Annotated in this window: 15 protein-coding genes; all 15 read right to left on the bottom strand. The window is 43.5% G+C overall.

What is annotated here, in order from left to right; genetic code table 11:
• Window positions 1-220 precede the first annotated feature (220 nt).
• The gene (locus gpAD87_RS27345) at window positions 221-3,934 is read right to left on the bottom strand and encodes a SwmB domain-containing protein (protein ID WP_197521526.1); all 3,714 of its coding nucleotides are present in this window, start codon (window positions 3,932-3,934) and stop codon (window positions 221-223) included.
• Between the two features lie 212 nt (window positions 3,935-4,146).
• Window positions 4,147-5,349, bottom strand: coding sequence for a methionine adenosyltransferase (gene metK / locus gpAD87_RS27340; protein WP_064641911.1), 1,203 nt, complete (start codon window positions 5,347-5,349; stop codon window positions 4,147-4,149).
• 257 nt (window positions 5,350-5,606) lie between these two features.
• Complete coding sequence (locus gpAD87_RS27335) at window positions 5,607-5,879, bottom strand: alpha/beta-type small acid-soluble spore protein (RefSeq protein ID WP_064641910.1); 273 nt, start codon at window positions 5,877-5,879, stop codon at window positions 5,607-5,609.
• 148 nt (window positions 5,880-6,027) lie between these two features.
• On the bottom strand, window positions 6,028-6,621 hold the full coding sequence (locus gpAD87_RS27330; protein WP_064641909.1) for a hypothetical protein: 594 nt from the start codon (window positions 6,619-6,621) through the stop codon (window positions 6,028-6,030).
• A 148-nt stretch (window positions 6,622-6,769) separates the two neighbouring features.
• Window positions 6,770-9,403, bottom strand: a complete 2,634-nt coding sequence (locus gpAD87_RS27325) for a hypothetical protein (RefSeq protein ID WP_064641908.1) — start codon at window positions 9,401-9,403, stop codon at window positions 6,770-6,772.
• 113 nt (window positions 9,404-9,516) lie between these two features.
• Window positions 9,517-9,687: a hypothetical protein gene (locus tag gpAD87_RS32345; protein ID WP_197521525.1), complete on the bottom strand. Its 171-nt coding sequence runs from the start codon at window positions 9,685-9,687 to the stop codon at window positions 9,517-9,519.
• Between the two features lie 180 nt (window positions 9,688-9,867).
• Window positions 9,868-10,071: a hypothetical protein gene (locus tag gpAD87_RS27320; protein WP_064641907.1), complete on the bottom strand. Its 204-nt coding sequence runs from the start codon at window positions 10,069-10,071 to the stop codon at window positions 9,868-9,870.
• A gap of 120 nt (window positions 10,072-10,191) precedes the next feature.
• A complete protein-coding gene (locus tag gpAD87_RS27315) occupies window positions 10,192-13,767 on the bottom strand; it encodes an S-layer homology domain-containing protein (RefSeq protein ID WP_064641906.1) in 3,576 nt (1,191 codons plus the stop codon).
• A gap of 517 nt (window positions 13,768-14,284) precedes the next feature.
• Window positions 14,285-14,626, bottom strand: a complete 342-nt coding sequence (locus gpAD87_RS27310; RefSeq protein WP_053782862.1) for a hypothetical protein — start codon at window positions 14,624-14,626, stop codon at window positions 14,285-14,287.
• 206 nt (window positions 14,627-14,832) lie between these two features.
• A complete protein-coding gene (locus tag gpAD87_RS27305; protein WP_064641905.1) occupies window positions 14,833-18,723 on the bottom strand; it encodes an S-layer homology domain-containing protein in 3,891 nt (1,296 codons plus the stop codon).
• A 161-nt stretch (window positions 18,724-18,884) separates the two neighbouring features.
• Complete coding sequence (locus tag gpAD87_RS27300) at window positions 18,885-20,012, bottom strand: glycosyltransferase family 4 protein (RefSeq protein ID WP_053782860.1); 1,128 nt, start codon at window positions 20,010-20,012, stop codon at window positions 18,885-18,887.
• 372 nt (window positions 20,013-20,384) lie between these two features.
• Window positions 20,385-21,143, bottom strand: coding sequence for a WecB/TagA/CpsF family glycosyltransferase (locus gpAD87_RS27295; RefSeq protein WP_064641904.1), 759 nt, complete (start codon window positions 21,141-21,143; stop codon window positions 20,385-20,387).
• Between the two features lie 6 nt (window positions 21,144-21,149).
• Window positions 21,150-22,304: a polysaccharide pyruvyl transferase CsaB gene (gene csaB, locus gpAD87_RS27290; RefSeq protein ID WP_064641903.1), complete on the bottom strand. Its 1,155-nt coding sequence runs from the start codon at window positions 22,302-22,304 to the stop codon at window positions 21,150-21,152.
• Window positions 22,280-24,301 carry a DUF5693 family protein gene (locus tag gpAD87_RS27285; protein ID WP_064641902.1) on the bottom strand — a complete coding sequence of 674 codons (2,022 nt, stop codon included), beginning with the start codon at window positions 24,299-24,301 and terminating at the stop codon, window positions 22,280-22,282. Before gpAD87_RS27285 ends, csaB begins: the two co-directional genes overlap by 25 nt.
• Window positions 24,302-24,540: 239 nt before the next feature.
• Entirely contained in the window at window positions 24,541-26,262 is a 1,722-nt protein-coding gene (locus gpAD87_RS27280; protein ID WP_064641901.1) for a phospho-sugar mutase, read from the bottom strand.
• Between the last annotated feature and the right edge of the window lie 14 nt (window positions 26,263-26,276).

The following is a 26,276-nucleotide window of genomic DNA, read 5'->3' as shown; positions in this document are numbered from 1 at the left end:
TAATAGACTACTTTTTGTGGAAAAAGTTACGCCTGGAGCCTATATTAGCACTCATTGATTAAAAATATGGATTTCAAGCTTATGTTTTGAATTTTTTTCTGAATTCTAATTTCGCAGTTAAATTTCATGTTCCTTACAAGAACTATCTCATAAAAAAGAAGCATATCAGCTAGTTTTAATCTGATATGCTTCTTTTTGAGTCATAATAATTTTTTTTATTTTATAGATATCCTATTTTGTTAAGCATGCGCTTTAGCATGACTGCTGCCTGCGCTCTTGTTGCGTTTTCCAAGGGCTGAAATTCCATTTTAGTCACCCCTTGAATAATTCCTGTCTGTACTGCTTTAGCAACAGAATCTTTGGATTTTATACTTTTGTTATCCTTGAATTTAGATAAGGTGTCTTTAGCTGATGATTGAAGAGTCGCTGATTGCCCAGCATATTCCATCCCCCTAATCATCATAATTGCCATCTGTTCTCGGGTTATTAAGCTATTGGGTTTGAACTTATTGTCCTCAACCCCTTTAATAATTCCGGCTTCTGCCGCAGCTCCAACATAAGCAATCGTTGTACTATTCCCATTAAGATCACGGAAACGTTGCGCAGCTTCACGATTTCCTTTCAGACCCAGCCCTTTAGCAATCAATTCCGCAAATTCTGCTCTCGTAATTTTCTTATCTGGCTTGTAAGCAGCAAGGTTGTCGGCACTAATGATCCATTTTGATGCCAACTCTGTAATAGCATCACGCGCCCAGGGCTTTGCATCCGGGAAGCTAACCAAATGAGTTACAGGCACTACAATCTGATTGCCGTTTAATTGCCCTTTAGCAATTATTCCAGCTGTCGTGTTTCTGAATGTTGTTGGTACATAGGATAAAGTCTGTGTAACTGAATCAACAGCTGTCATACTAGATAAGGTTGTTGACGTGTTTCCAGGGAGTTGCATCCAAAACTGGCCTTTGATGTTCTGTTCTACATTTTGTCCGGTATTACCATTGTAGAGATCAATATGGACTTCTGTTACATTAGCCAAACGTTGAGCGTTGAAACTTGACAGCATGTACTCCAGCGTTCCTAAGGAGAAAATAGGAAGAGCCTCCAACTGTACGTATAATATAGCAGTACCAGGAGCAGTCGTTATACCTGCACTTTGTCCCATAGCCACAACGTCTAGTTTGGAAAAGGGAACGATCCACACACTGTCACTATACTTAATTCCAATTGAACCCGACCGATAGTTTGCAGCCATCCGAGAGAGTGTATGAAACGGGATGCCAACAGAAGCAGTCGCCTCACTTTCTGGTACTTCAAACATTACGGGTTGATTTAATTTCCCGCTTGAATAAGCATACTCGAATGCTTGGGCAAGCTTCGTCTCATCTATGGTAAACTGCCGCGTAGAACGATTATTGCGTGAAGTTGAGGTTTCTACAGAAGCCGTATCATTATTCATTACAAACATCGCTTGCCCAAATCCGGATTCAGCAGCACTCCATTCGGTGATCCAGGAAGGTTTTCCCTCCAGTGGAGTGGTAGTAGGAGTAGAGCTTACACTTTGCTGCAACGTCAGTGGGCCGAATGCCCCTACTTCAGAATTAAGAGCATCTCTAAGCGAAACTAAACCTGGGGCATAGCTAACTGTACCCGTCTGGCCCGCAGTTACCGAGCTTGGTAATTTCAAGGTAACGACTGAGCCGGATACAGATGCTGAGTTAACGGATACTGTGTTGCCACCGATCTGAACATTGAACTGAGAAGGTGTTAATACCGACTCTGTCTTTAAAGCATGACGGAAGTTGATAAGTATTGTGTCTCCTTGTAGTACACCCGACAAGATCGTTCCGTTTCCGTATGTATACTTCACGGGGATTAAATCTAAGTATCCAGCAGGATTACCGTTCAGGTCCGTTAGACGGCTCGCCCCCGGAACGTAAGACAGCGTAATGGTCTGTGTGCTCGTCACCGCTGAAGCGAGTGTAAGTGTGACAAAATCATCCTCGATTTCCGAATCGTTTACAAACAAGGCTTTGCCGTCTACCAGTACGGAATACTGACTTTTCAGTGGCTTGTTCGATCGACTTAGCGGCTCGTTATAACGAATCCACAATTTATTGCCGCTAACCTCTGCACTCTGGAATTCAGGATTCTTGGTATCGATGCTATTACGAACGTAAAAGCCGCTAAACCCCGCAAGAGCCTGACCGCGGCTATCCTTCACAGACCATTCACCCGGCTGATAGGATACACGGACGACTTCACCATTCGTGATCGAACGACTCAAGTTCAGAGTAACAAGAGAGCTGTTGTTAGTCGACATACTACTTACACCCACTGCTGACCCATCTGCAGTCACACTGAATTGTTTAAATGTTTCACTAGAATTAATATATACGGTCTCCGGATAATAGAGACTAATCGTATTATTATAGGCACTACCTTCTCTTGGTTTGGACATAATCGATTCAAGACTGTTCTCCACATCTCTGGCCGAGAAAGCAGCGGCGGAATTCAGAGATAAATCCTGAATCTTGCGCGTTGATGATCCAGGAGAGTAAGCAATTCGTACCACTTGCCCTACAGCTACGCCTGTATCTAGTACAACATAGACGCTATCCCCAGACACATAAGACGTGCTCACACTTCGTGACTCCCCGTTAACGGTAACCGTGAAGCTTGAAGTATAAGGATCTATACTCGAGAGCAATTTATCATAAGTGAGACGAATAATAGTATTACTGTACATTTTAGATGTCTTTAGAACCGGAGCCGTTCGATCCAGCGTTAATGTTCTGAATGTCCAAGACGACGCTCCGTTCAGCCCCATGTATATATTTCCTGATTTGTCCTGTAATACCCCTCCTGGAATGTCCACGATATAGCTGGTATTACTCGCTAGACTATTTAGCGGAATGATTCGTAACTGTCGATGATTCGAACTGTTCACTGCTGTTGTTGTTGCAATTACTGCACCACTGGCATTTCTCAGCGACACTGATCCCGGATAACGAGGATCCAGTTCTTTGTTAAATGTAACTATCAACTCTCCTGTCAGCGCCACCCCACTTGCTCCATTAGTTGGTGAAAGGGAAGATACTGTTAAGGAAGTAGGATCAGATTGAAACACTTTAAAGTTCCATCCATTAAGTCCTGTTCCAGCAACATCGTTCCCCGCCTTATCTCTCAAAGCCCCTTGAGATATACCAACTGAGTATGTAGCATTATTGGAAAAACTTCTTATAGGATCAATCGTAAGTGTATTCCCACTAATCACAACACGAGGTTGCGTTAATGTCATATCATATTTCTCAAACAGCACACCATCTTCGAAAATTTCAATTTCTCCCACACCAGCCTCAATAGGATTGCTATAAGTCACCCGTAAATTTGAGTCTCGTGCTACGGATACTGCACCGTTAGCTGGTGAAAAGGAAACCGCCGTTGTCGCCCCTACTCCCTTGGTACTGAATGACCATGCCTCCTGATTCAATCCATTAAAGGGTTCATTAGCTTCAAATTCAAAAGATTTACCACCAATTCTAATTGCGTAATACCCACCTTTAAGAGATTCAGGTAGCTGGAAAGTAATTGTTTTTCCTACATCTGGAGTTCCTGGCGAGTCAGGAATGAGGTTCACCCCAGAACTCACAGGAACCTCAGCTACAAGCCGTTCCTCCGGCAATCTGTATATGGATATGTTCTCTTGCGTTCCTACAACTTTTTTAACCGGCTTCTTAAAAACAAGAATAAATGGTGATGTACTATCAGCATTGCTTGCTCCTAATGCTGGTACGGAAGACTCAATTCCTAAACTTGTCAAATCATCAGCATACACTTTACTTTCTTTCCAATCAAAACCACTATACCAACCTTGCGTGATCAACAACGCAATTAATAACCCGATGATCCCCTTACGGATCAGTCCTTTTATGCTCACCTTTCGTTCCTCCTCGTCCATATTCATCTGTCTGAACAATGTATAGACCTCTTTATGTATTTCGGTTAAAAGGAAATATTTGATTAGTGAATAGTTATAATATGTAAATTTATTTTCTTTTCCTAAGCTAAAGAAAATACGAATATCTAAAGTAAAAAGCCCCTGATTCCATATCGGAACCAAGGGCTTCTATTGATGACTTTATCGTTAACTTACAGACCTGCTTGCTCTTTCAAAACGTCTGCTTTGTCCACTTGTTCCCAAGGTACATCCAGGTCTGTACGGCCGAAGTGACCATAAGCAGCCGTTTGTTTGTAGATTGGGCGACGCAAATCCAGCATACGGATGATACCAGCCGGACGAAGATCGAAGTTGTTACGCACAAGCTCAACCAATTTCTCTTCGCTGACTTTGCCAGTTCCGTATGTATCTACGTTGATCGATACCGGGTTAGCTACCCCAATCGCGTAAGCGAGCTGGATTTCCACTTTGTCGGCAAGACCTGCAGCAATAAGGTTTTTCGCAACATAACGAGCTGCATAAGCTGCGGAACGGTCTACTTTTGTTGGATCTTTACCAGAGAACGCGCCACCGCCGTGACGTGCATAACCGCCGTAGGTATCTACGATGATTTTACGTCCAGTCAGGCCTGCATCTCCTTGAGGTCCGCCAATAACGAAACGTCCAGTTGGGTTGATGAAATATTTAGTCTGCTCATCCAGCAATTCAGCTGGAACGACAGGCAGAATTACATGTTCTTTGATATCTTTTTGGATCTGCTCTAATGTGGTCTCTTCAGCATGCTGAGTAGACACGACGATCGTATCAACACGTACCGGTTTGTCACCGTCGTATTCAACCGTTACTTGAGTTTTACCATCCGGACGGAGATATTCCAATGTACCGTTCTTACGCACTTCAGCCAAACGGCGAGCGATACGGTGGGACAATGCAATTGGCAAAGGCATGAGTTCAGGTGTTTCGTTGGTTGCAAAACCAAACATCAGACCTTGGTCACCCGCACCAATATTCTCTGTCTCGCGAGCCATTTGTTCCGGGTCACGGTTCTCCAGAGCGGCGTTAACGCCTTGTGCGATGTCAGCAGACTGCTCATTCAAAGAAGTCAGGACTGCACAAGTATTATAATCGAAACCAAATTTGGCACGAGTGTACCCAATTTCCTTAATCGTATTACGAACGATGGACGGAATGTCCACGTATTCAGAAGCTGAACTGATCTCACCGATGACAAGCACAAGACCTGTAGCTACGGAAACTTCGCACGCTACACGAGCGTTTGGATCATTCGCGAGGAACGCATCCAATACGGCGTCCGAGATCTGGTCGCAAATTTTATCCGGATGTCCTTCAGTTACAGACTCCGATGTGAATAGATGTCGGCCTTTAATAGACATTGAAGTTTCAACCTCCCATAACGAGTAGTATGGCGATTGCCCGAACAAAACATTTACGTTGATTCGTTCACTGTACCCTCGAAAGCTTTCCGGGCGGAATAAGGACGCAGGGTCCGCAGTTACGAAGATAAGGATTTTTCAGGTAATGGCCTCAACAAAAAATCAACCTTTCCCTAGCGGAAAAGGTTGCGTACCTCAACTGCCATCTTAACGTATTTGTCAAGACGTGTCAAACGGATTGGGATAAGGAAAACACCCTATAAGTGCTGCTGTGCCTGGCGAATCAGCCTTTTGGTAATCTCTCCACCGACCGATCCATTTTCACGGGAAGTCAGATGGCCCCAGCCTTTATACTGGCCATAAGAGTGATCACTCACCTCACCCAGTTCAGAACCAAATTCAGTATCTGCACCAGCAAGACTTCTACCGCCATATCCTACATTCAGACCAAACTCAGCGGCAATTTCATACTTCATCTGATCCAACATCTGACGACTTTCGGGTACCACTTTGCGGTTACTTCTAGCCATGATTCCTGCACCTCCGATTATTGGTTGTGTACAGTTATAGAGTGAGCAGGAACAAGGCAGGCTAGCCGTATTAATGTTTGTTAGAACTGGGTAATCTCAGCAATCCTTATTACGTAATATTGAATAATTTCAGGTTACAATGCTCAAACTACTTCAAAGAATATCCACCGCGAACCATAACGGTCAGACTGTATTTGTTGCCATCGAGAACTGTAATGCCTCGACCATCCTTTGGAAAAGAAAGCAGGTGATTGTTCGGTGCTTCCTGACCATTCGTCAAGTCTACTCCATCCGTCAGATCGGCTACACCATTCGTACCTTCACTGACGATCACAGCCTTGCCGCTACGTACGATGAACTCCGCACCAGTTGCACCTATCAACTGTTGACCCGGTTTCACCATAACGATCTCAAGCGCATCCGAAGCACCGGATACTAGTGGAGGAAGCGTGGTATCGCCACCTGTGTTACTTGAGTTTCCGGTTCCAGTTGAGCCAGTATTGCTACCATTGCCTGCATTACTGTCTGCACCACTACTGGTATTACTACTACCTGTGGAAATCTTGCCCCCCAACGCCTGCTGAATTTGTTGGTCTACATAACTTTTGGTGACTACAGGATCATCTGCTGTTCCCGGTTGAATTGTGCCTGCACCTATTGCCGTGTTGCTGTATACAGACCCAACCCACACGCCAACACCAATTGCCAGCGCAGCCAGGGAAACTTTCATATAAGGTTTCATGTGATTTATTTTCCTCCTCTGGAAATCTATTAACTTTAACTATAGAGAAAAAATGTTGTGGGGACAAGCAAAACCTCGATCCCGATTTCTCGGAAAGGAGGTTTTGTCTGTATTCACAGTATAGTAGTATAGATAATCTATCTACTTATTATTTTGTATTGTTGTTCCCGGAACCCTCTTCCGGAAACTCTGGTTCTTCTTTTGGCAGTTTGGACACATCGTAACTGTACCCTTGTTCTGCAAGACGAATCCGTTGGCCCTCAAACACATCATACAACGCTACGCGATATGAACCTCCACGTATTTTATCGAAAACAGTGTCATCTATGCTCCAGTTCAGCGTCTGATTAATACCGGTTTTCAGATCGGTTCCCGGCGTAAGCTCTTTATCAAACACTTTACCAGATCCATCTGTGAGAGAAAGAATCAATTTGTGTCCATATTCGCCGCTATCTACTGCTTCTTCCTGCGTTAACGAGTAAATCATCTCAATCTGAACCGATGTACCACCTGTGAGATAGGCTCTGATATTGCTGCCAGAGAATTTGTACGGATACAAATCAATATCGTTCAGGGAAGCCAGCACTTGTAGTGATTTTGGCTGTACTTCAAATGCCATCGCATTGACATAAGCCGTAGCCTCACCTTCACCAGATACAAATTTGTTGTCAGCCACACCTTCACCCACAATTAGTCGCATATCGGATGTTGACGTTACACTCTTCGGTACTTTGGCCCAGAAGGTCACAACACTCTTCTGACCCGGTCCTGGTACACGATCAGCCTGTTTAGCAGTAGCTTTATAATACTGACCATCTGCTGTTTTATAATATCCTACGAGTTTTCCGAGACCATTCTGTCTGAGGGACTTATTCGTCATTTCAAACTCGGTATATACGATATCCGAAGAAGATCCAGGATACACATAGGTTCTGCGTACACCAAGCTCTGTTTCCTTCTCTGAAGTACCTTGAGTAAAGGTCTTCCCTGCTCCTACATACGAAAGTGGCTGGATTATACCGGATGTACTAAGAGTAATCCAATCATTCGTTTCTTCTTCGCCTACCTTCTCCAGCAAAGTTACTTCCAGACGACTCATATTCAACTCTGAAGGAATTTTGGTCAAAAGATAAGCCTCTGTTGTCATACCTGGGCCGAGCAGCTTGCCCCCTTGCGCACGAATTAGCTTCGTATCACCGTCGATCTTTGCGGAATCGATAGTAAACATCGCTTCCAGTTCAGGTAATTGAACTGTTTTGGCCGATGCGTTACGAATGGTCACCTTGGCAGCAATAATATCACTGTCTGTCCATGGCAGGCGTTGGAGAGAGCCGACAGACACTCCGAATGTGCCTTTGCTGTTCTTGATCACCGTTTCAGTAGTAAGCCCATCTCCACTAGTTACCGACTCCGGAATAGCATAGATACCCACAGGATAGGAGAACTCAAAGCTGCTAGTATTCGTGTTTCCTTCCTTACTTTCTTCCTTCGTTATCGGAGTCATGGCATATAGTTTGATTTTGCTGGTATCCCCATCACCTTGAATGGTAGTGATCAGCTTAATCGTCTTGGTTGCACCTGGCTTCAACTTCAGATCATCCAATGCCTTCGTCTCAATCGGGTATGCTGTACCATCTGCTGTTCGAATCTCTAATGCATATTTAGGAACCTTAACTTCTTTCTTACCTTGGTTTTTAATGACCATTTGCATCGTCAGATCGTATTCTTCATCCTCTGCACGAACACGCGCAGATTCCAGAAGGGTGGATACAGGTTGTCCATCAATCGAAATGATATTCGGTTGATTGGCTGCTGTATCTACATTAGATTGACTAGCTTTTGGCAGTTGTAACGCAGCTACAGGCAGGGCTGTCTTCTCTTCACCTTGTTCTTCCACAAGCAGCAATTCGGACTTTTCGATTTTCAACGCTGTGGGCAAAGAGGCCATTAAGCTCAATGTTTTATTGGCCTGTGCCTGAATGCTGATGCCTGTACTGTCTTTGTCCGGGGTTAATGGATAATTCACACCATTCGGTGTACGCAAAATCCACTTGATATTCGGATTATCCAACAACTTATAACTAATGTTATTGAGGTTCACGCCAACTTTGACATATTGCTTCTTATCTTCACCCGGATATACTTTGATTCCGGACACCTTAACTTTGACCGCTGAATCACTCAAACGAACCGTTTTGGTCTTGCCTACAGGTGTTGTAATGCTATATGAAGCTGGAACGTTGAATTTCCCCAAAGTGCTTTCATAGTTAGGTTTACTGAAATCCCATTTCACAATGAGGAAGTTCAGGTCACTCAACTTCACCTCACGTCCAACTTTCATGACATAAGTAAGATCAACCGTAGAACCAGGTGATACTGTCTTTTTTTCCTGGTCCTTGGCGATCAATTTAGGTGAGAAGCTTGTCCCACCCTTGGTTTTCACTTTGCTCCAATAATCGAGCATCATCATTGGTGTGCTATCGTTGTTTTTATATGTCAGCGTATACGTCACTGTATTCCCGTCGTCTTGAGACAAGAGATTTACATCCGTTAATTTCACGGTACTCCGCGCAGTGACTTTCACTGCTGGAACGTTGGCTAAAGTATGTACCACTTTTGTAACTGTGGATGTTTGTTCTTTCTTCGTTGTATTGTTCGTTTCACTGTTCTTCGATGTTTTATTTGAACTCGTTGACGTATTCGCAGCTGCTGCGATACCTCCACTTGAACTGATCAACAACATACTTGCCATTAAAGTCATCATGACTTTTTTATGATCCACTTCCAAACCTCCCATAAGTTGCTTGTTGCTATATAGTATAAACGTTTGAGAGGGGGAGAAAGTTACGATGTTGTTTGTTTTTGAGGTGAGAATATGGTGGGTTCTCTAATTTACTAATTTTGATTATTTCTAGTTGTTGTATACCACTCTGATTGCATTGCTGGTGTTCCATTGGAACGAATAAAAAGTGCATCTTTCACTTGTACGGCGTATTCATCTGTGTAATCGACTAAGAAAGTTACGATATTCTTGTTTCCTTCAACTCTCGTTGTATAATCCGTCATGTGATTTAATGTTGGGCTGTTAGTCAGCCCTACTTGCTTGATCACTAAATCATGTGAGTACAATTGTTGGTTAGTAGTATCGAGTGATTGTGTAAATGGAATTTCGATCTCTTTGTTCTTTTGGGGAATAAGAGTTTCAGATCTGAGACTCACCTCGGGAGGTTTTATAACAATTAACCCTTATTGTAAAAAAATAGGATTTATGACCTCATTCAGAGTGTGAGAATTAGGTGCATTCGAGGTATATTTTAAGATATTAGTCTCATAATAGTTATTATTCTTCATCTGACCAACATCCCTAATATCTGCTGTTAAAACACTTACTCTTGAACTGACTACTAGAACACTTAAAACCACTGGAGTGATAATATTTTTAACATTCACCACTGAACCTCCCATAAGTTTCTTGTTAATAGTAAAAAAGCTTGATAGGCGAGAAAATTATAATGATATTATATAGAAAAAGAGCCCCAACTTCTTGGGGCTCCTCTCTCGAATAACTTATTACTTCACGTTTACCAAAGTAATTTCAACTGCAGCAGGTACTGTATAAGTACCGGAGTTAACTGTCAAAGTTAAACCATCAGCAGAGATTTTAACAGCGGATTTAGCGAAAGTTTGTGATACTCCAGTAGCTGTATTTTTTACAATAACACCATCTACAGAGGTAACTTTCTTATCGACAGTAAATGTGAAGTTAGCTTCCACTTCGTTTTTACCGTTAGCAGTTTGAGTAATACCGGATACAGCTGCAGGAGCAGTATTTTCGGCAGATTTACCAACTGCAAACAAGTTATTAACAGTTGCATTACCTTCTAATGCTGTTACGACTTCAGAAGCTAATACAGTGTTATCTTTGATTTTGATTGCGATATTTTTATCAGTTACTGCAACAGTAGCTTTTGCAGTTTGAGCAGCATCAGTAGTGAACGTAATTGTGTAACCATTCTCACGTGCACCAGCAGTTTTTGCTTCAAAAGTGATATTAGCATCAGTAGAGTAAGTCAATGTCGCATCTGCTTTAACAGCAGCTACAGCTCCATTAGAAACTACAGAAGCATTGTTAGCTTTTGGTGCATCAACTGGTGTAGTTGTGGAACTAGCTTGCACAGTGTATACATCGGATTTTTCAGCACGAACGCCGTTGATGCTTTCGATATACTGTGGTTTTTCTTTAACTTGTACAGTATAACGACCAGTGTAATCTTTAGCTTGACCTGTAGTTTTATTGATAGTTACTTGAATACCGTTAGCAGTCCAGCTAGTAGTATAGTCAGTTACATTAGCAAGCAAAGTTTTGTTAACTTCGTCATCCAATCTGATTTCCAAGTCACTTCCGTATTGTGCAGCATTTGCAGATGCAAGAGTTGTAGTGAATGGAACTACAAACACATTACCATTAGATGGAATTGTTTCGTTAGTTTTCAATGCAACTTTTGGTGCTGCTCCACCGATAGAACTGATATTACCGGAATTCACAGTATTACCCGCATAAGTTCTAAGACCATTATTTCCATTGATAGAAACAGTATTACCAGCAGCGTTCAGATCGTTAGAAGTTTTGATTTCAACAACATCACCACTATCTTTGATCGACACGCTGGATACAGAAGCACCACTTACAGCAAAGTCAGTAACATAAGCTTGGCTGATTGGTTGATCGAATGTTACTTCAATTGTTCTGTAATCTTTTTGCTCTGCTTTAGTAGCAGTTGCTTTTGTTTCAACAACAGCTTTTGGAGCATAAGTTTGGTTCAAAACGTTTCCTGCAGCAGATTTAACACCTACTACTGTAACTTGACGAACAGTACCAGTGTTGCTAGTTGCTGTTGGGAACAATGTTCTTACGTTGCTTTGAACATATTCAGGGAACACGAGTACAGCAGCGCGACCTTCAAGGATTGGACGAATAGTCACTTCAGATGGGAGACTCTTAGCAACAACGTCTGATCCATCTCCTTTAGCACTCAAATCAATGTAGTAGTTATTAGGATTGGAGATACTAGCCAGATCCATTTTCTTATCGAAAGTAACTACCAGTGTACGGTTAGCGTTGTTAGCGTCAATTTCTTTAGTCAAAGTAGGACGACTTACATCATCAACTTTGAAAGTCGTGGAGTAATCTTCGATTTGGTTGCCCAAAGTAGTTCTGTCTTTAACACCAGTAACTTTCAGAGAATAATCACCATCTGGAAGAGTCTTCGCAAATGTCAGTTCATATTCTTTGTAGTCAGTACCAGCTACAGGAGTAGCACTACTTACAGGGTAAACATCGTCACCTTTTTTAACTGTGTAGAAAGTTCTGTCAGATGCATTTACAGCTTTGTCGAATTTAATTCTCAAAGTGTTTGCACTGTACTCACCAAAACGTACATCAGATACTTTAGGACGAGTCAAGTCAACAGAAGCAGTTACTTTATGTTCTTTAACAGCATTAACGTTACCAGAGTAATCTTTCACGTCAATGTACAAAGTAGTTTCGTATCCTGGCAGACGGTTGTCGTTTGCTCCGAAATCAACTTCATAAACATTACCTGCGATTTGTGTAGCTTTACCAGTCTTTTTAGTAGTACCGGACAACCAGTAGAAGCTTTCGGATTTAACGCTTTCTGGATCAACTTCTTCATTGAAAGTCACAGTTACTTTTTCCAGTGTAGCACTGATTTCAGTAACAGTTGGACCTTCTTTATCTTCAGCTACTGTGAAATCATTAGTAGCAGAAAGTGATTTCAGACCTGCATAGTCTTCAACCAAAGAAGTAGTCAATTTGTGGCTACCGATTGCCAAATTACCTGCATAATCTTTCAGGATAACTTCTCTTTCGTTAGCACCTTTAGTGACAGATCCTACGAATGTTTTATCATTCAATTGGAAGTTGTTGGATGCTACGTTGCGTACTGGCTCAGAGAAAGTAACTTTAATTGCTTTGTTACCCAGAGCTTTAACTTCACTTACTGTTGGAAGAGTGTTGTCCGCAGAAGTGAATTTAACGCTGGATGCGCTCAATACAGTACTAGTGGAAGATTTAACGTTTTTCACGGCAACTGTGTACTCATAACCTTGAGTAAACGTTCCTTCGATCAAAAGACGAACTGTTTTTCCGTCTTCCAACAAAGTTGCAGATTTAACTGGCTTAGTACCTTGTTGAGTGATGGAATAGTTATCTTTGTCAGTTGCAGTAACTTTATCTACTTTACCGTCATAAGCAACGTCTACTTCTTTCAGGTTAGTGGAAGTAGCAGATTGTACTTTAGTTGCAGCTTCTACAACATAAGTAACTTTTTCAGTGAAGTTCTTATCTTTGTAAGTAAATTTCACTTCAGTTTCTTTGTTAGCTTCAAGAGCTTTATCCAAAGTAACTTTTACAGTTTCGCCGTCACTGATTGTGAAAGTAACGACTTTACCGCCTTCACTTACTTCGTATTTAGTAACTTTCAAGCTTTGCGCTTGGTCAATTGCGTAAGCAGCGCCTACAAGCAATTCACGGGAAGCGTTAGCACCGAAGTTAGCTTTAGAATCGATCAAACCAGCGTTGATTGCTGCTTGAACATAACCTTTAGCCCAATCAGCTGCATTGTTGTTAGTTTCAGCTGGGATTTCCAGGTCAAGTGCACGAGTCAAGATGGTAGCCATCTCGGAAACAGTTACTTTACCGTTGAAGTCGAAAATTTTCTTCTCAACGTTTTTACCTTCCATGATACCCGCAGCAGTTACTGCTTCGATGTAAGGTACAGCCCAGTTTTTAGCTGTGTAGTTTTTGTCAGTGTAAGAAAGAGTTCCAGTGATCTCTTTCAGACCGAGCAATTTAGTGATGACTTTAGCGAACTCAGCGCGAGTCATGTCTTTATCCAAACCTGCAGTACCATCTGGGTAACCAGAGAAGATACCTTTTGCTTTCAATGCATCAAACTGTTGTTGTGGTGAAACTGCTGTGTCACCGAATGCTACAGATGCAAACATCGAGAATGCCATTGCTGTAGACAATGCTACGGATAAAATTTTCTTCATAACCTTTTTTTCTCCTCCTTGGGTGTTCATAACATTTGAATTTTCTTTAATAGGGTCGCTCGTATTCCTCATATATTGTTGCACCCCCTTTCCAGAGTTGTGAGCAAGTTAATATAAATGATGTCTGTGAGCATATCACAGAAACTTGTAAACTAGGTTGTAAAGCAGAACCATACGAAAATAGAGTAGTTTCCTAATCCTACCTTCGTATTATACAATGGGTCTTCCGAGTCGTAAAGCAATTTTTTCTAATAAATAGACAAGATTCTTCACGAGGTCAATCTTGGTAACAGGCCCAATGTTTTTGACTCTACATCTTAAACGCAGCAGATTTCAAAAAGTTGCGGATTCCACAAAAAAAGTTTTGAATTTATTTATGTATAGGTACAGTGCGGGTAAGATAGCCATTCAAAACCCATATAATGCATTGATGCGACTGTGTTCTTTCCAATATAAAAGGTGCTTCTTCTATGTTGCCAACGTTTATTTATACCCATAGTTTCATACTATGAAGCGACAAAATCCACAAAAAACAAAATAAAAAGCATCCCTGAATGGGATGCTTTTCGTACTATCCTGGTTATATAAGTTAGCGAATTTTCATCGCAAGATCGATAATTTGAGCACGCATCTGCGGATCACTGTTCAATCTCAGATACATATCATCGATTGGTTGTCTGTTCTCACGGTACGTTTTCTCATGCTTCATCGTCGTGTGAGACCATTCAATCAGTTCATTCTCAGCCAGAACCAGATTGTTATACGCATCATGGAAGCCAGTAGTCTGTACAAGCCCTTCCATCACTTCCTGAGAGATCTCCTCCGTCTTACGTGTATCTTCCAACTTTTTCTCCAGAATGACTGCCTGCTTCTCGAACTGTGTCTTTGCCTTCATGTAGCCCAGCTGGGCCTTCGAATAAATCGGTTTCATTAGCTAACTTCACCCTCTAGATCATTGTGTATTTACCGTTATTGTATCTTAAACTCTAGCAAATTACAAAAATAGTTATTGGTAAAAAACTTATTTCTTCTATTATAAAAGTGTTCTTATCAGTTATATAACAGTCATAAAAAGGACCTGCCCCTTTAGCGCAAGGGACAGGTCCTTCCTAAAATGCATCGATACTATCACATAAATTAACTCAAGTTTTTAGGGAATACTTTGGTACTCTTCTTGAGCAATTCAACCGCGATCTTCCCTGCTTCTGCACGAGTCAGGTTTCCTTTCGGGTTAAATGCATACTGTGGTTTGCTTTGGCCGGTAACTGTTACAGGAGATCCTTCCATGATCTTCGCTTTGGTAACGGCTTGCACAGCAGGACCTGCGTAGTTCTCCATGCTGCCCGAGTCGATGAAAGACTTGGCCAATGCACTTTGGAGCTTGTTGTCATTTGCAGCTAATTTGAGCTCAAGTGCTCTCGCTATCATGACCGCTGCCTGTTCACGTGTGAGAGGACGATCCGGTCCAAACACACCATCGGTCAATCCTGTAATGATACCTGCTCTGGCGGCTGTCTCAATACTGTCATAATCCCAAGTATATGAACTTGTTCCAGGCGCCACATCTGTAAATGTTCTTCTGCTATCAGAAGTAATCGGAAGATTCAATCCTTTTACCAAAAGTGTGGCAAACTCTCCTCTGGAAGTCCGATCATCTGTTCCAAATTGTTCAAAACGCAATGGTGCCATAAATCCTTTGGCGTATAATGCATTAAGAATATTTCTGGCCCAACCGTGGTTCGTGATATCGTTGTAACTTCTTCTAAGCTTCATGACCTTATAGTACCCGAAATTATCGAACGGAACGGTTACTGTATGCTTCTTGGAATCCACTTCTCCACCAATACGTTTCCATTCTCTACTTGAAGAGTAGTAGAATACCGAGATTGTGGAGCCCGCGTCATCTACCACGTTAGAATCGTAAGTCAATGTCAATGTACCACGTTGAGATGGTTTGATTTTGCGTTCAGTTGGTGTTAATGGGTTACCATACAATGAATCTATAGTGTATGGACCTATCCCATTTGTGGGCTCTTTGTAGTTGTCAGTGCCTCTTGTGCCCGACTCCCCTAAACCTCCACTAATCCAGTAAATGTCTGAAATCGGACTAAAGTTCACAGAATCTCCCGTGATCGCCGAGAACCTTCTGTAATAATCATCCGGTACGCTTAATGGATTGGGATCTCCTTCTTCTGTTTTGAAACCAACAATACTTCCGTAATCGTTACGACGTTCCACAATACCAGTATTCGGATCCGCAATACCAAACAACAGTTTGTTATTAGGGTAGAACTTTGCGATTCCACTGGTATCTAAACTTTCCATTACCGTCCCTTTCGGGAAGCTTAGCTCAAGCTGTTTATTGAAGGCAGAGTACTTAGTGGCTACTTTAGGAGCCATATACTGAGAATCCACTCCGGTAGCACTAGTATAGTACACTTCAATTGTATTCGTTGTTTTTACACCATTACGATCAATTGTGAGTTTAATTTTGTTCACTTTATCGGATTTGAGTCCAACATAATCAAGAGCAAAACGGTCCGTTTCTATTCCTTGAAGCTTTTTAGCTGTCTCTTTATCAATAATAACGGAAGTTGCTCCCTCTGCCTCAATATCAAAATGAACAAAGTTTTTGTTGACAACAATTTGACTACCTGAAGTAGGTTGCGGAGCTATAATACGATAACCTGCAGCTTCTCTGACCACTTCTACCTTCTGACTTGTTTTTGCTCCAGTTTTGTTATAAAGATCTAATGTGTAGATATATGTTCCTGGTGTCTCAGCTTTCAGGTCTCTCAATCGTACAACAAAGTCCTTCTGACTTCCGGCACGATCCACAATAACATTACCATTATTCAGGGCATACTCAGAAGAAATTGTTGGATCTGCCCAAGTTGTATTACCTGCCGATCCTTCTGGTATATTCACGTCAAAAATAGTTTGAGTACCCATACTCAGGCTCATTCGAATAGCACCTGCACCACGTATTGCCAAGTCAAAATTTTTAAGGCTGGTCGTGTATTTCTTGTCGGCAAATGTGAAATCCGTGGACAGGTTAAACAGGTTTTTCACCCATTGATCATCCGGGTTATACGGATCAAGGAATGTGGAGCGATTTTTACTTGGTGCCGGCTGGAAATTGTTGATTGTCGATACATTATTATCATTAATGTATATGCGCAATTCTTTGGTTACTTCATTCAGCTGGCCTTTCTCTCCAGTTCCTGTACCCGTTAATACGATGCGGTTTTCCCCAAAGAATAAAGGTCCCTTATCCCCGTCAATATCAATTTCGACGTCTTTAAAGCTTCCATCCGCGCCCAAAGTCAACTGTTTTTGAGTCGTGTTCGCTGCAGGATGTGTCGAATACACTTTTACACCGTTTGCGAAAATCTCTGCTACAAAGTACTTGCTATCTAATGTTGCAAAGTCAACGTACTTACCTTCAACCAGCAATTTATCAGTTTTTTTGGAGTTCATGTCATACGTCTGACCATCCGTCAGGTTGCTCACGAAGATATAGTTTTTGGATGCAAACGAGATCGTCGCATTACGACTTGATGTTGATCCAGCAAACTTGAACTGAACGGTTTGATTTCCGTTTTTGAAACCTTTGATTTGATAGATATATTTAGTTGGTGATACTTGTATCGGTGGTGAGAGCTCAATTGGGCTTGTGCTTCTTGGAAGATATTCGGCTGTCAACACACTTCCATTAGGATTTCTGCTGGTTTCTACGAGGATATAAAAATCCGCAGAAGTGACACTTGAACCCGAAAGAGGTACCCCTTCTGGTGCATCACCAGAGCCGCTATAGTCCTTAAGATATTTTAAATCCGTAATAACCGTTTCATTCTCTAGATATTGAAAATTCATATTTACACTTGCTGTGTTTTTTCCATACTTCACACTCAACGAATGATTTTGCAAGCGATCGATCGTAGTATTAGGGGCAGTTCCTGATTCTGTAAATTTCAATGATGGAATTTCAAACGAAATCAGAGCATATGAAGGCGTGTTGATTCCCACACTAGGAATGGGTTCAATTTTTGGAACAATGCCACTCAATGCGCCATCCACCGAGATTTCAGGAACAGCAGTTGTTTTATCATCCGGCAAAAGTAATTGAACAGTTACACTGGCTTGTGAAGGGTCACCTCCATAAGTAGGTCTTTCCGAGAGCATACTCTGCGACAGTCCACCTGATCCCTCATTCAAATCCAGTTGAGAGAACGGATTTTCCTCATCATAGTAGAGAAGAGAATAAGTGTATTTATTTTTGTCTACGCCGCTTTCAATAGTGATGACAAGATCATTCTTGCCTGCCTTCAATCGAAGCATTGGCGAGAAAAATGCACCGTCTTGTTGAGACAATGATGTTGGTAATGCCTCACCATTATTCAAACTTACTGTTACTTTAGAGGAGTTGTGGGCTACACCTTGAATAGTCACATCACCCGTATCTACAACAACCTGTGATCCTTCATTTAGATCAAGGTTATCGGCCCCACCCAAAACTTGCAGCTTTTCAATGTATGGTACAGAGTCATACAAGATATAGAAGCTTTCAGAACGTTCGCTTGGTCCCTGGGAACCGGTAAACGTTACTTTGTTCATTCCGGGAAACAATGTAAGTGTTGCTTTAAAACGATTGTCTGGCCGATCTGGATCAACCGTTACAACCGCTGGTGCTACTCGCGTGCTGTCTGGAACCCAAGTGCCATCCTTTAGATTCATCAGTTGAACGTTGGCACCCAGTGTAGAGCCTGTTACGTTTGTAAATGTACCCGTTACCGCCTGTTCACTGTTAGTTACAACAAAAGCAGTTGAACGTGATAGCACATCCAAGCCAGTTCCACTCATTTTGAGACCTACTGTATTTTTCAATTGGACGTTCCCAGCATTATCTGGAGTAAAATAACTCGTCTGTCCTGCCGCCGACGCGACTGGTGCAAGGCCTGCTGGTATTAGAGATACAACCAGTGCCACCATCATCAGCCAAATCATCGGCTTCTTCGTACGCTGCATGCAATCATCTCTCCTCTATTTAAGTCAGTTAACTTTTTTATCGGCCGAAAGGTTCCAATTATTTAGTAAAAACAGCAAAATAAACAAAAAACCTTGTCCACAGGGGACAAGGTTTGGGTCTGAAAGAATATTCAATAAGATCAGTAATCAAACGTTTCTATTTAGGATTTCGACCGGGTCTCCGGGTTCAACTTGACGCGCATACGCATCAGGAAGTTAATGACCGGCCTTCTGGTTTTACTTACAAGTCCAATGACTTCTGCACCCACCTGGAGGAAGAACATCATGATACAGATCACGACGAACGTTACCCAGTTGGCTTCGAACATCGCAGCGGAAGATTGGATAATCGCCAGTACACCGAAGAATGCGGCAATACCGTAGATGATCAGCACCGTCTGACGGTGACTGAATCCAAGCTCACGCAAGCAGTGATGCAGGTGACCTTTGTCCGGTGAGAAAATCGGTTTCCGTTGTACCGCACGACGAATGATCGCGAAGAAGGTATCCGAGAGCGGCACACCGATAATGATCAGCGGTGTAATGAAGGACACGACAGCAATTTGTTTGAATCCCAGCATGGACAGCATTGCCAGAGAGAAACCAAGGAATAGTGATCCCGTATCCCCCATAAAGATCTTGGCTGGGTGGAAGTTGAAGAACAAGAAACCAACAATACTACCAAGCAGTACAAGACACATCAAGGCAATCATCATGTTACCCATCAGGAAGGACATCACAGCAATGGTACCAATGGCAATACCGGACACACCGGCAGCCAGACCATCCAGACCATCAATCAGGTTAATCGCATTTGTTACACCAACGATCCAGAGAATCGTCAGTGGAATGGACACCCAAGCTTCCAGTGAGGAGTAAGCATCCTGAAAAGGAATATTTACGAAGTCTACACGGATATTGAATCCGAATACGACTACAGCAGCAGCAACAATTTGTCCGAGCAGTTTGACTTTGGCTGACAGTTCAAAACGGTCATCCAATGCACCAATCAGTACGATGATCGATCCACCAATCAGAAAAGCACTGACAAAGCTCATGTCTCTTGTCGTAAACCATGCCGATACAAAAGGAAGCAGTGCAGCAACGGTAATGACAAAGGCCAGGAAAATCCCTAGACCACCAAGACGTGGCATAATCCGAGTGTGCACTTTACGAGCATTCGGCGTATCCATTGCTCCGATTCTGACTGCGAACTTTTTGACAAGTGGTGTCAGGGCAAGAGCCAGTCCCATTGACACGATAAATCCAATGATAAAGATCGCTACCATTTGAACATTCGACCCCCAATTATAATACCTGTAAGAAATTATAAATCCCCTGATCTCTTTTTATATATAAATTATTGTTCGTCACTTTTAAGAAAAATACCATTTGCACCAGAACGGAGAGGGCAGAAATAACCTGTAGAAGCGAAGCGTTCGCCTTTATCACGGGATTTCAACCTTACAAAGGTTGATAAAAGAAATCCAGGGATAACAGCGATCAAAAGGTTATTCTGACATCGGAGTGGCCATGTGCAACTAAAAGTTTTTAATTGAGTGGCACACATGTAATCCGGAATGAATTATACGCTGATCACAGGCGAAATGCCAACCTCAATTTTTAGCAAAAACGTGCATTTTACGCGTAATAGCCTAATTTTAACGGACTTTAGTCACGTTTTCTTTGTCCCGCATCACTTTGACAGCGAATTTCGGAAGCGCAAGCATTCGGCCAGCCCGACTAGGTTCGCGAAGCAGACGATAAAACCATTCCAGTCTTAACTTTTGGAACACTTTAGGTGCACGCTTGGATTTGCCCGAAATCACATCAAAGCTGCCTCCAACCCCCATGGTAACGGGAACCTGAAGCGCGTCTTTGTACTTGTGAATCCAAGGTTCCTGCGTGTCTGCCCCACGTGCAACAAACAGCAGATCAGGTGCAGCTTCACGGATGGAAGCGACAACCTGCTCGTCCTCAGCCGGACCAAAATAACCGTCGCGATAACCTACAATTCGAATCGCCGGATATTGCTCTTGTAACCGAACTGCCGTTTCTTGAATCACCTCAGGTGTGGAACCGAGCAGATACACGCCCCACCGATAGTTTTCTCCAACACGTAGCAATTCATGTAAAAGCTCAAATCCAGGCACCCGCTCTGCCACAGGCTCCCCACAATAATTGGCAGCCCATACAACACCTGTTCCATCGGGAACAATCATTTCTGCAGATTGCATAACCTTCATCATCGCTGGATTCTCCAGCGCGGCCATGACCATGATGGGATTGGCTGTAATGACTTGGTGCGGCTGTTTTGTAAGCACTGCTTGGCGTAGAACCTCCACCGTTTCTTTCATCGTTAGTTTGGAAAAAGGAATACCATAGATTGAAACGGTAGGTATTGGTCCGGTCTGATTCATCTTATTTCACCCTTTGCGGCCTAAATATTTAATAATTTGCTGAGCAGGCACTTTGGCTTCCTGCTTCAATTCGGTAATGCCTTCTTCATGTTCCTTCAGCCACTGTGAACGCTGATCCAACAGGTTAGCCACTGTCTTCGCCAGTTTATCCCCATCCAGCGCATCCGTACTGCCCACGGTTTCACTATCCAGACGCAGCATGAACTGATCAATCTTCGGATCATACGAGATACCAACGGGTGGAACATACTGTGAAGCTGCATAGATCAGACTGTGCAGACGCATGCCGATAACGACATCACAATTGCTGACTTCCTGAAGCATCAGTTGGGGATCAGTGAGATCCTTGGTAATGCTGACCTCGCTACCTTTGTTCCCCAAATCACCGAGCATTTCCATGACAAACCTTGAAGCCTGTTCATCAATCGGTAAGTGAAACGGCATAAAGCGCAAGTGAACGGCCTTTTTGGAGCAAAGCTTCTTAAGTCCAGCAGCAATGGCTGTAAGCTCTTTACGATCCGACTCCCAGAAACGTACCGAAACGCCGATCACCGGGAGTTTGGTATGAACGCTTGCTCCTTGAGCATTAACCGCGACTGAACTTACTTCTTCCACTTTGGCTTCAGGCAGTGGCAGACCCATCACCGGGTCAGGGACCACATGAATCTGATTCCACTGCAATCCGAGCCCGCGCAAATATTCAGCAGATTGTTCATCACGTACAGATACATAATTACAGGCCTTGAAGACTGAACGAATCATTGGATTGAAAATTTTACGATTTACAGGTCCAATGCCCTGCGCATAGATAAATGTTGGTTTTTTCAACCACTGGGCCAGTTTGATGACACCCAGGTAGTAAGGGATGGATTTCAGTCCGGTTGCATCCTGCAGCAGACTTCCTCCTCCGCTAATTAAACCATCACTTTCCTTGATCGCTTCGCGAACCTCCTTCAACTTCATCCGATGTACTGAACGTACACCGTACATTGAAGTGGTCGACTCCGGGTCACCGGAGAGCACAATCGGCTCAATCGTGACATTCGATCTGTGACTCTCCTCTTCCAGCGCCGTCAAAATTGACTTTAGTACTGCTTCGTCTCCGCTGTTGCGGAAACCGTAATATCCCGAGATGACTAACTTTTGAGAAGTGGTGACCATTTTTTCCAACATCCTTCCGCTACTTGCCACACACCCACAGCAACGATACCGAAGATTAAGCCAAGTCCCAATCCCATCACTCCACGAATGAGTGACAATACAGCTGGCGTATGGATATGCGCGAACGTATCCACCATGGACAATTGTCCAATTGCTGCAATAATGAGCACAAAGATGACTTTACGATATTTTAAAGCGGCGAACACGCCAACGATAAACAGCGGGTGTCCCAGCATAAATTCTTTGAATCTTGGTCGCACGCCGAACGTGTCTTCCAAAACCACACGCAGGAACATCTCGAATGGCGTAACCGAACCCGAGTTGCCTGTACGACTCAAATAGTAATACCCAACAACGGCAGCAACAAGTGCCAATACAACCATCACAACGGTGATCGGAGTACGAAGCAGGTTCTTAATTTGCTTAATAGAGAACGTACCCGAACCACGGTAAAACACAATATAAATTGCTACCAGCGCCATAGGTGCAAAGTGCAACAGACTCACGCCTCGGAACTGGTTAATCACCAGACTGTACGTAATGCTGTTCAGCAATGCGATGACAAAAGGTACCGCCAGGAACGAAAGAATCGATGTTCTTACATATAAGAATAACGTTTGCGCTAAACGACGACCCGCAGGCGCGTCTGGCTGACGTTGTTGCTGATAGTTCACTGTACGAACCGCCAGCACCATCGCGATGGTCGGCGCGCTAATTGCGACCAGCAAGGCAATTCCTTGTTCCAGCAACGTCGGTTTGAGCAAGAATAACCCGGCACTGCCCACCAGAGCCAGCGCAAATACCAGCAATGTCAGCAGTGGCACAAAATATGAAACCATAAGCGTAATCATTGCGATTGCACCAATCAGGGCAACCAGCTTGGCATAACGCTGAATAGAAGAATCTTTCACCGTGAATGCTTCAGCTTGTCCCAATTCGAAGCCATGTTTGCCCATACGTTCAATTGCATGACCAGGCTCACCCAAACTGTTGATCAGGTTATCAATCGGATTGGTGATCATGGCTTTGGCCGTATTCCGACTTGGCGAAGCATTCATATAGATCATACGAATGTTGCGGTCTTTGGTAGCCAAAACAAAACGGTCAGCAATGGTGTCTACATCCAGATTGGCATCCCCGTCACTTAAGGAGTACAGACGAGTTACATTGTAGTCAATTTTATAGGAGAGAGTCTCAAAACCGGATTGTGGTTTCTTCAAATTCTCAATAGCCGCCAGTCCAATATGGTGCTTGTTCAGCAACTGGGCAAACATATCGATACTCTTCATCTCTGCATTATCATTGTACCCTTTCACAGCATCACCATCAAACAAGATGCGCTTTACCCCATTCTCTTCGAAGAAGGTAAGCAGGCGTTCCATGGATTCCTGATTATAAGGCACACTGTCTGAGATCCGTGGCAAAATGTAAAATCCTTTATCACGCAGCATCTTCACGGCAACCGGATCTGGCTGCAAAGGCTGCATGTTGGCGTTCTCCGGTGGAGTCTGCAATATTAAGCCGCTACGACCTTCATATTCCCATGGAAGCACAGGAATCTCCCGATCGGCGAACGTTTGTTCAATGATAGGGGTATACGTTTGTGCATTTTCCTCATTTGTGAATAACACATACGTGTAATTATCGTTAGCAGGAATGACATTTTTGGTCATGTTAGCAAGGTCCTGCCCGTTATATACCATCAGACGGCGGGACTTCTTCAACTCATCCAGTGTACTTTCGAACACCGCCATGGTTGTCACTCCGGCGTCTTTCAACCGAGTCAGTTGTTCGTTCATGAAGTCTTGCGGATGGGCCTGATAAGCCGAGATATCCAATAGACCCCGGTAATTGAAGACAAGCTCCACCTTTTTGGCGGAAGATTCCGTCTGCACCCGATCACTGATGACAGGGATGGAAGCAATCAAACCGATAATGACAACAATCCACAGCCACTTCCGTGAAGCGGTATTCCAATAAAGCCATTTTTGACGCACTACATGTACCTCCTCAAGTGTTGGAACCAAATGCACGTTCAGCTCATGATTTTCATTGCAAAATAGTGAATAAATACCGGATACAAACAGCTTGTGTTAACAAACGTGCATCTATCCGCAATTCATCCAAAATAGAAGTAGACATTTACCCTTTTTACCTAAAAGAAAAGCCCCTCCGCCAACCAACCTTACGGTGCGGAGAGGCTTTCTCATGTTCTTGCTCAGTACTTCATACGTATTTATTGTGCGTCTACACGCGTCATCACCGTAGTAGCCAAACGTTCGATACGGCTTTCCGCGTCTTCCAGGTTCTCTCCGCGCACGGCGAAGTACACTTTGATCTTCGGTTCTGTTCCCGAAGGACGCAGGCAGAACCATGATCCGTCTGCCAAAATAAATTTCAGAACGTTCTCTTTCGGCAAGCCATCCAAGCCAAGGGAGTAATCCAGCACATCTTGTACAGCGATGCCAGCTACTTCTTGTGGCGGATTAGAACGCCAGTCGGTCATTTTCGCCTGAATTTGAGCTACGCCATCCTTGCCTTTCAGCGTACGGGACTCCAGCTTCTCTAGGAAATATCCGAATTGGCTGTACAGCTCTTGCAGGACATCATAGAGTGTTTTGCCTTGGTTTTTATAATAAGCAGCTGCTTCAGCAATCAGCATTGCAGCCAGGACTGCATCCTTGTCACGTGCGTAGCTGCCTGCCAGGTAGCCGTAGCTCTCCTCATAACCGAATAAGAACGTATGACTGCCGGTTGCTTCAAACTGGTTCATTTTTTCACCGATATATTTAAAGCCTGTCAGGGTGTTCATCACTTCTGCACCGTAATGCTCAGCAATGACCGCTCCCATCTCGCTTGTTACAATCGTTTTGACAACTGCACTGTTCTTCGGCAGTTTACCTGTCTCTTGCAAACGACTCAACACATAATGCACCATGATAGCTCCGGATTGGTTACCCGACAGTACGAAATACTTGCCATCCTTGTCTTTCACTACTGCACCCATGCGGTCTGCATCCGGATCTGTACCGATCAGAATGTCCGCACCCACAGATTCACCCAGCTTCATTGCAAGCGTAAATGCTTCGCGCTCTTCAGGGTTAGGGGATTTCACTGTGGAAAATTCAGCATCAGGCTGTTCTTGTTCTGCGACAATGTGAACCTGCTCAAAACCGATCTGTTCCAACACACGACGTACAGGCACATTACCTGTTCCGTGCAGTGGAGTGAAGACGATTTTGAAATCACGGCCGACGCCGGATTGAATCAGGTCACGACTGAGACTTAGGCTGGCAACGGTATCAACAAATGCCTGATCCTCCTCTTCCCCAAGCCATACGAGCAATCCTTGAGCTTCGGCTTCTTCCTGTGTCAGCTTTTTCACATCCGTGATGGAAGGAACTTCCTGAATGTATTGAATGACTTTCTCTGCTTCGTGTGGTACCAGTTGGCCACCCTCGTGGTTGTACACTTTGTAGCCATTGTATTCAGGAGGATTATGACTCGCCGTCACCACAATACCGCCGGTAGCTTGCAGATGACGTACACTGAAGGAAAGCTGAGGCGTAGGACGCAGGGAAGTAAACAACTTAGCCACAATGCCATTTCCAGCCAGAACCAGGGCAGCATCCAGTGTGAACTCAGGTGAGAAATGACGGGAATCATGTGCGATCACTACAGAAGGTTTACCTTCTTTGTCGCCATGCTGCTCCAGCAAATAACGGGCAAACCCTTGCGTTGCACGACCCACGGTATAACGGTTCATCCGGTTGCTTCCCGCTCCGATCACACCACGCAATCCACCTGTACCAAACTCCAGATTTCTGTAGAAACGATCCTCCAGCTCTTTCGGCTGATCCTGCAAATCACGAAGCTCCTGTTTCGTCGCTTCATCAATCGAAGCATCCTCCAACCACTGCTGCAATGTTTGTGCTGCTGTTGTGCTTAACTGTTCCATTCCTGCAAACCCCT

Origin of the sequence: Paenibacillus sp. AD87 (assembly GCF_001659845.1) — a bacterium.
Taxonomy (GTDB): domain Bacteria; phylum Bacillota; class Bacilli; order Paenibacillales; family Paenibacillaceae; genus Paenibacillus; species Paenibacillus marchantiae.
This window is presented reverse-complemented; position numbering and strand designations above follow the sequence as displayed.

What these genes read in the sequence shown, in the direction of transcription:
- gpAD87_RS27295 (WP_064641904.1), bottom strand. Translation starts at nt 21,143, where the DNA reads ATGAATCAGACCGGACCAATACCTACCGTTTCAATCTATGGTATTCCT.
- csaB (WP_064641903.1), bottom strand. Translation starts at nt 22,304, where the DNA reads ATGGTCACCACTTCTCAAAAGTTAGTCATCTCGGGATATTACGGTTTC.
- gpAD87_RS27315 (WP_064641906.1), bottom strand. Translation starts at nt 13,767, where the DNA reads ATGAGGAATACGAGCGACCCTATTAAAGAAAATTCAAATGTTATGAAC.
- gpAD87_RS27310 (WP_053782862.1), bottom strand. Translation starts at nt 14,626, where the DNA reads ATGAAACCGATTTATTCGAAGGCCCAGCTGGGCTACATGAAGGCAAAG.
- gpAD87_RS27335 (WP_064641910.1), bottom strand. Translation starts at nt 5,879, where the DNA reads ATGGCTAGAAGTAACCGCAAAGTGGTACCCGAAAGTCGTCAGATGTTG.
- gpAD87_RS27305 (WP_064641905.1), bottom strand. Translation starts at nt 18,723, where the DNA reads ATGCAGCGTACGAAGAAGCCGATGATTTGGCTGATGATGGTGGCACTG.
- gpAD87_RS27300 (WP_053782860.1), bottom strand. Translation starts at nt 20,012, where the DNA reads ATGGTAGCGATCTTTATCATTGGATTTATCGTGTCAATGGGACTGGCT.
- metK (WP_064641911.1), bottom strand. Translation starts at nt 5,349, where the DNA reads ATGTCTATTAAAGGCCGACATCTATTCACATCGGAGTCTGTAACTGAA.
- gpAD87_RS27330 (WP_064641909.1), bottom strand. Translation starts at nt 6,621, where the DNA reads ATGAAACCTTATATGAAAGTTTCCCTGGCTGCGCTGGCAATTGGTGTT.
- gpAD87_RS27280 (WP_064641901.1), bottom strand. Translation starts at nt 26,262, where the DNA reads ATGGAACAGTTAAGCACAACAGCAGCACAAACATTGCAGCAGTGGTTG.
- gpAD87_RS32345 (WP_197521525.1), bottom strand. Translation starts at nt 9,687, where the DNA reads ATGACGGATTATACAACGAGAGTTGAAGGAAACAAGAATATCGTAACT.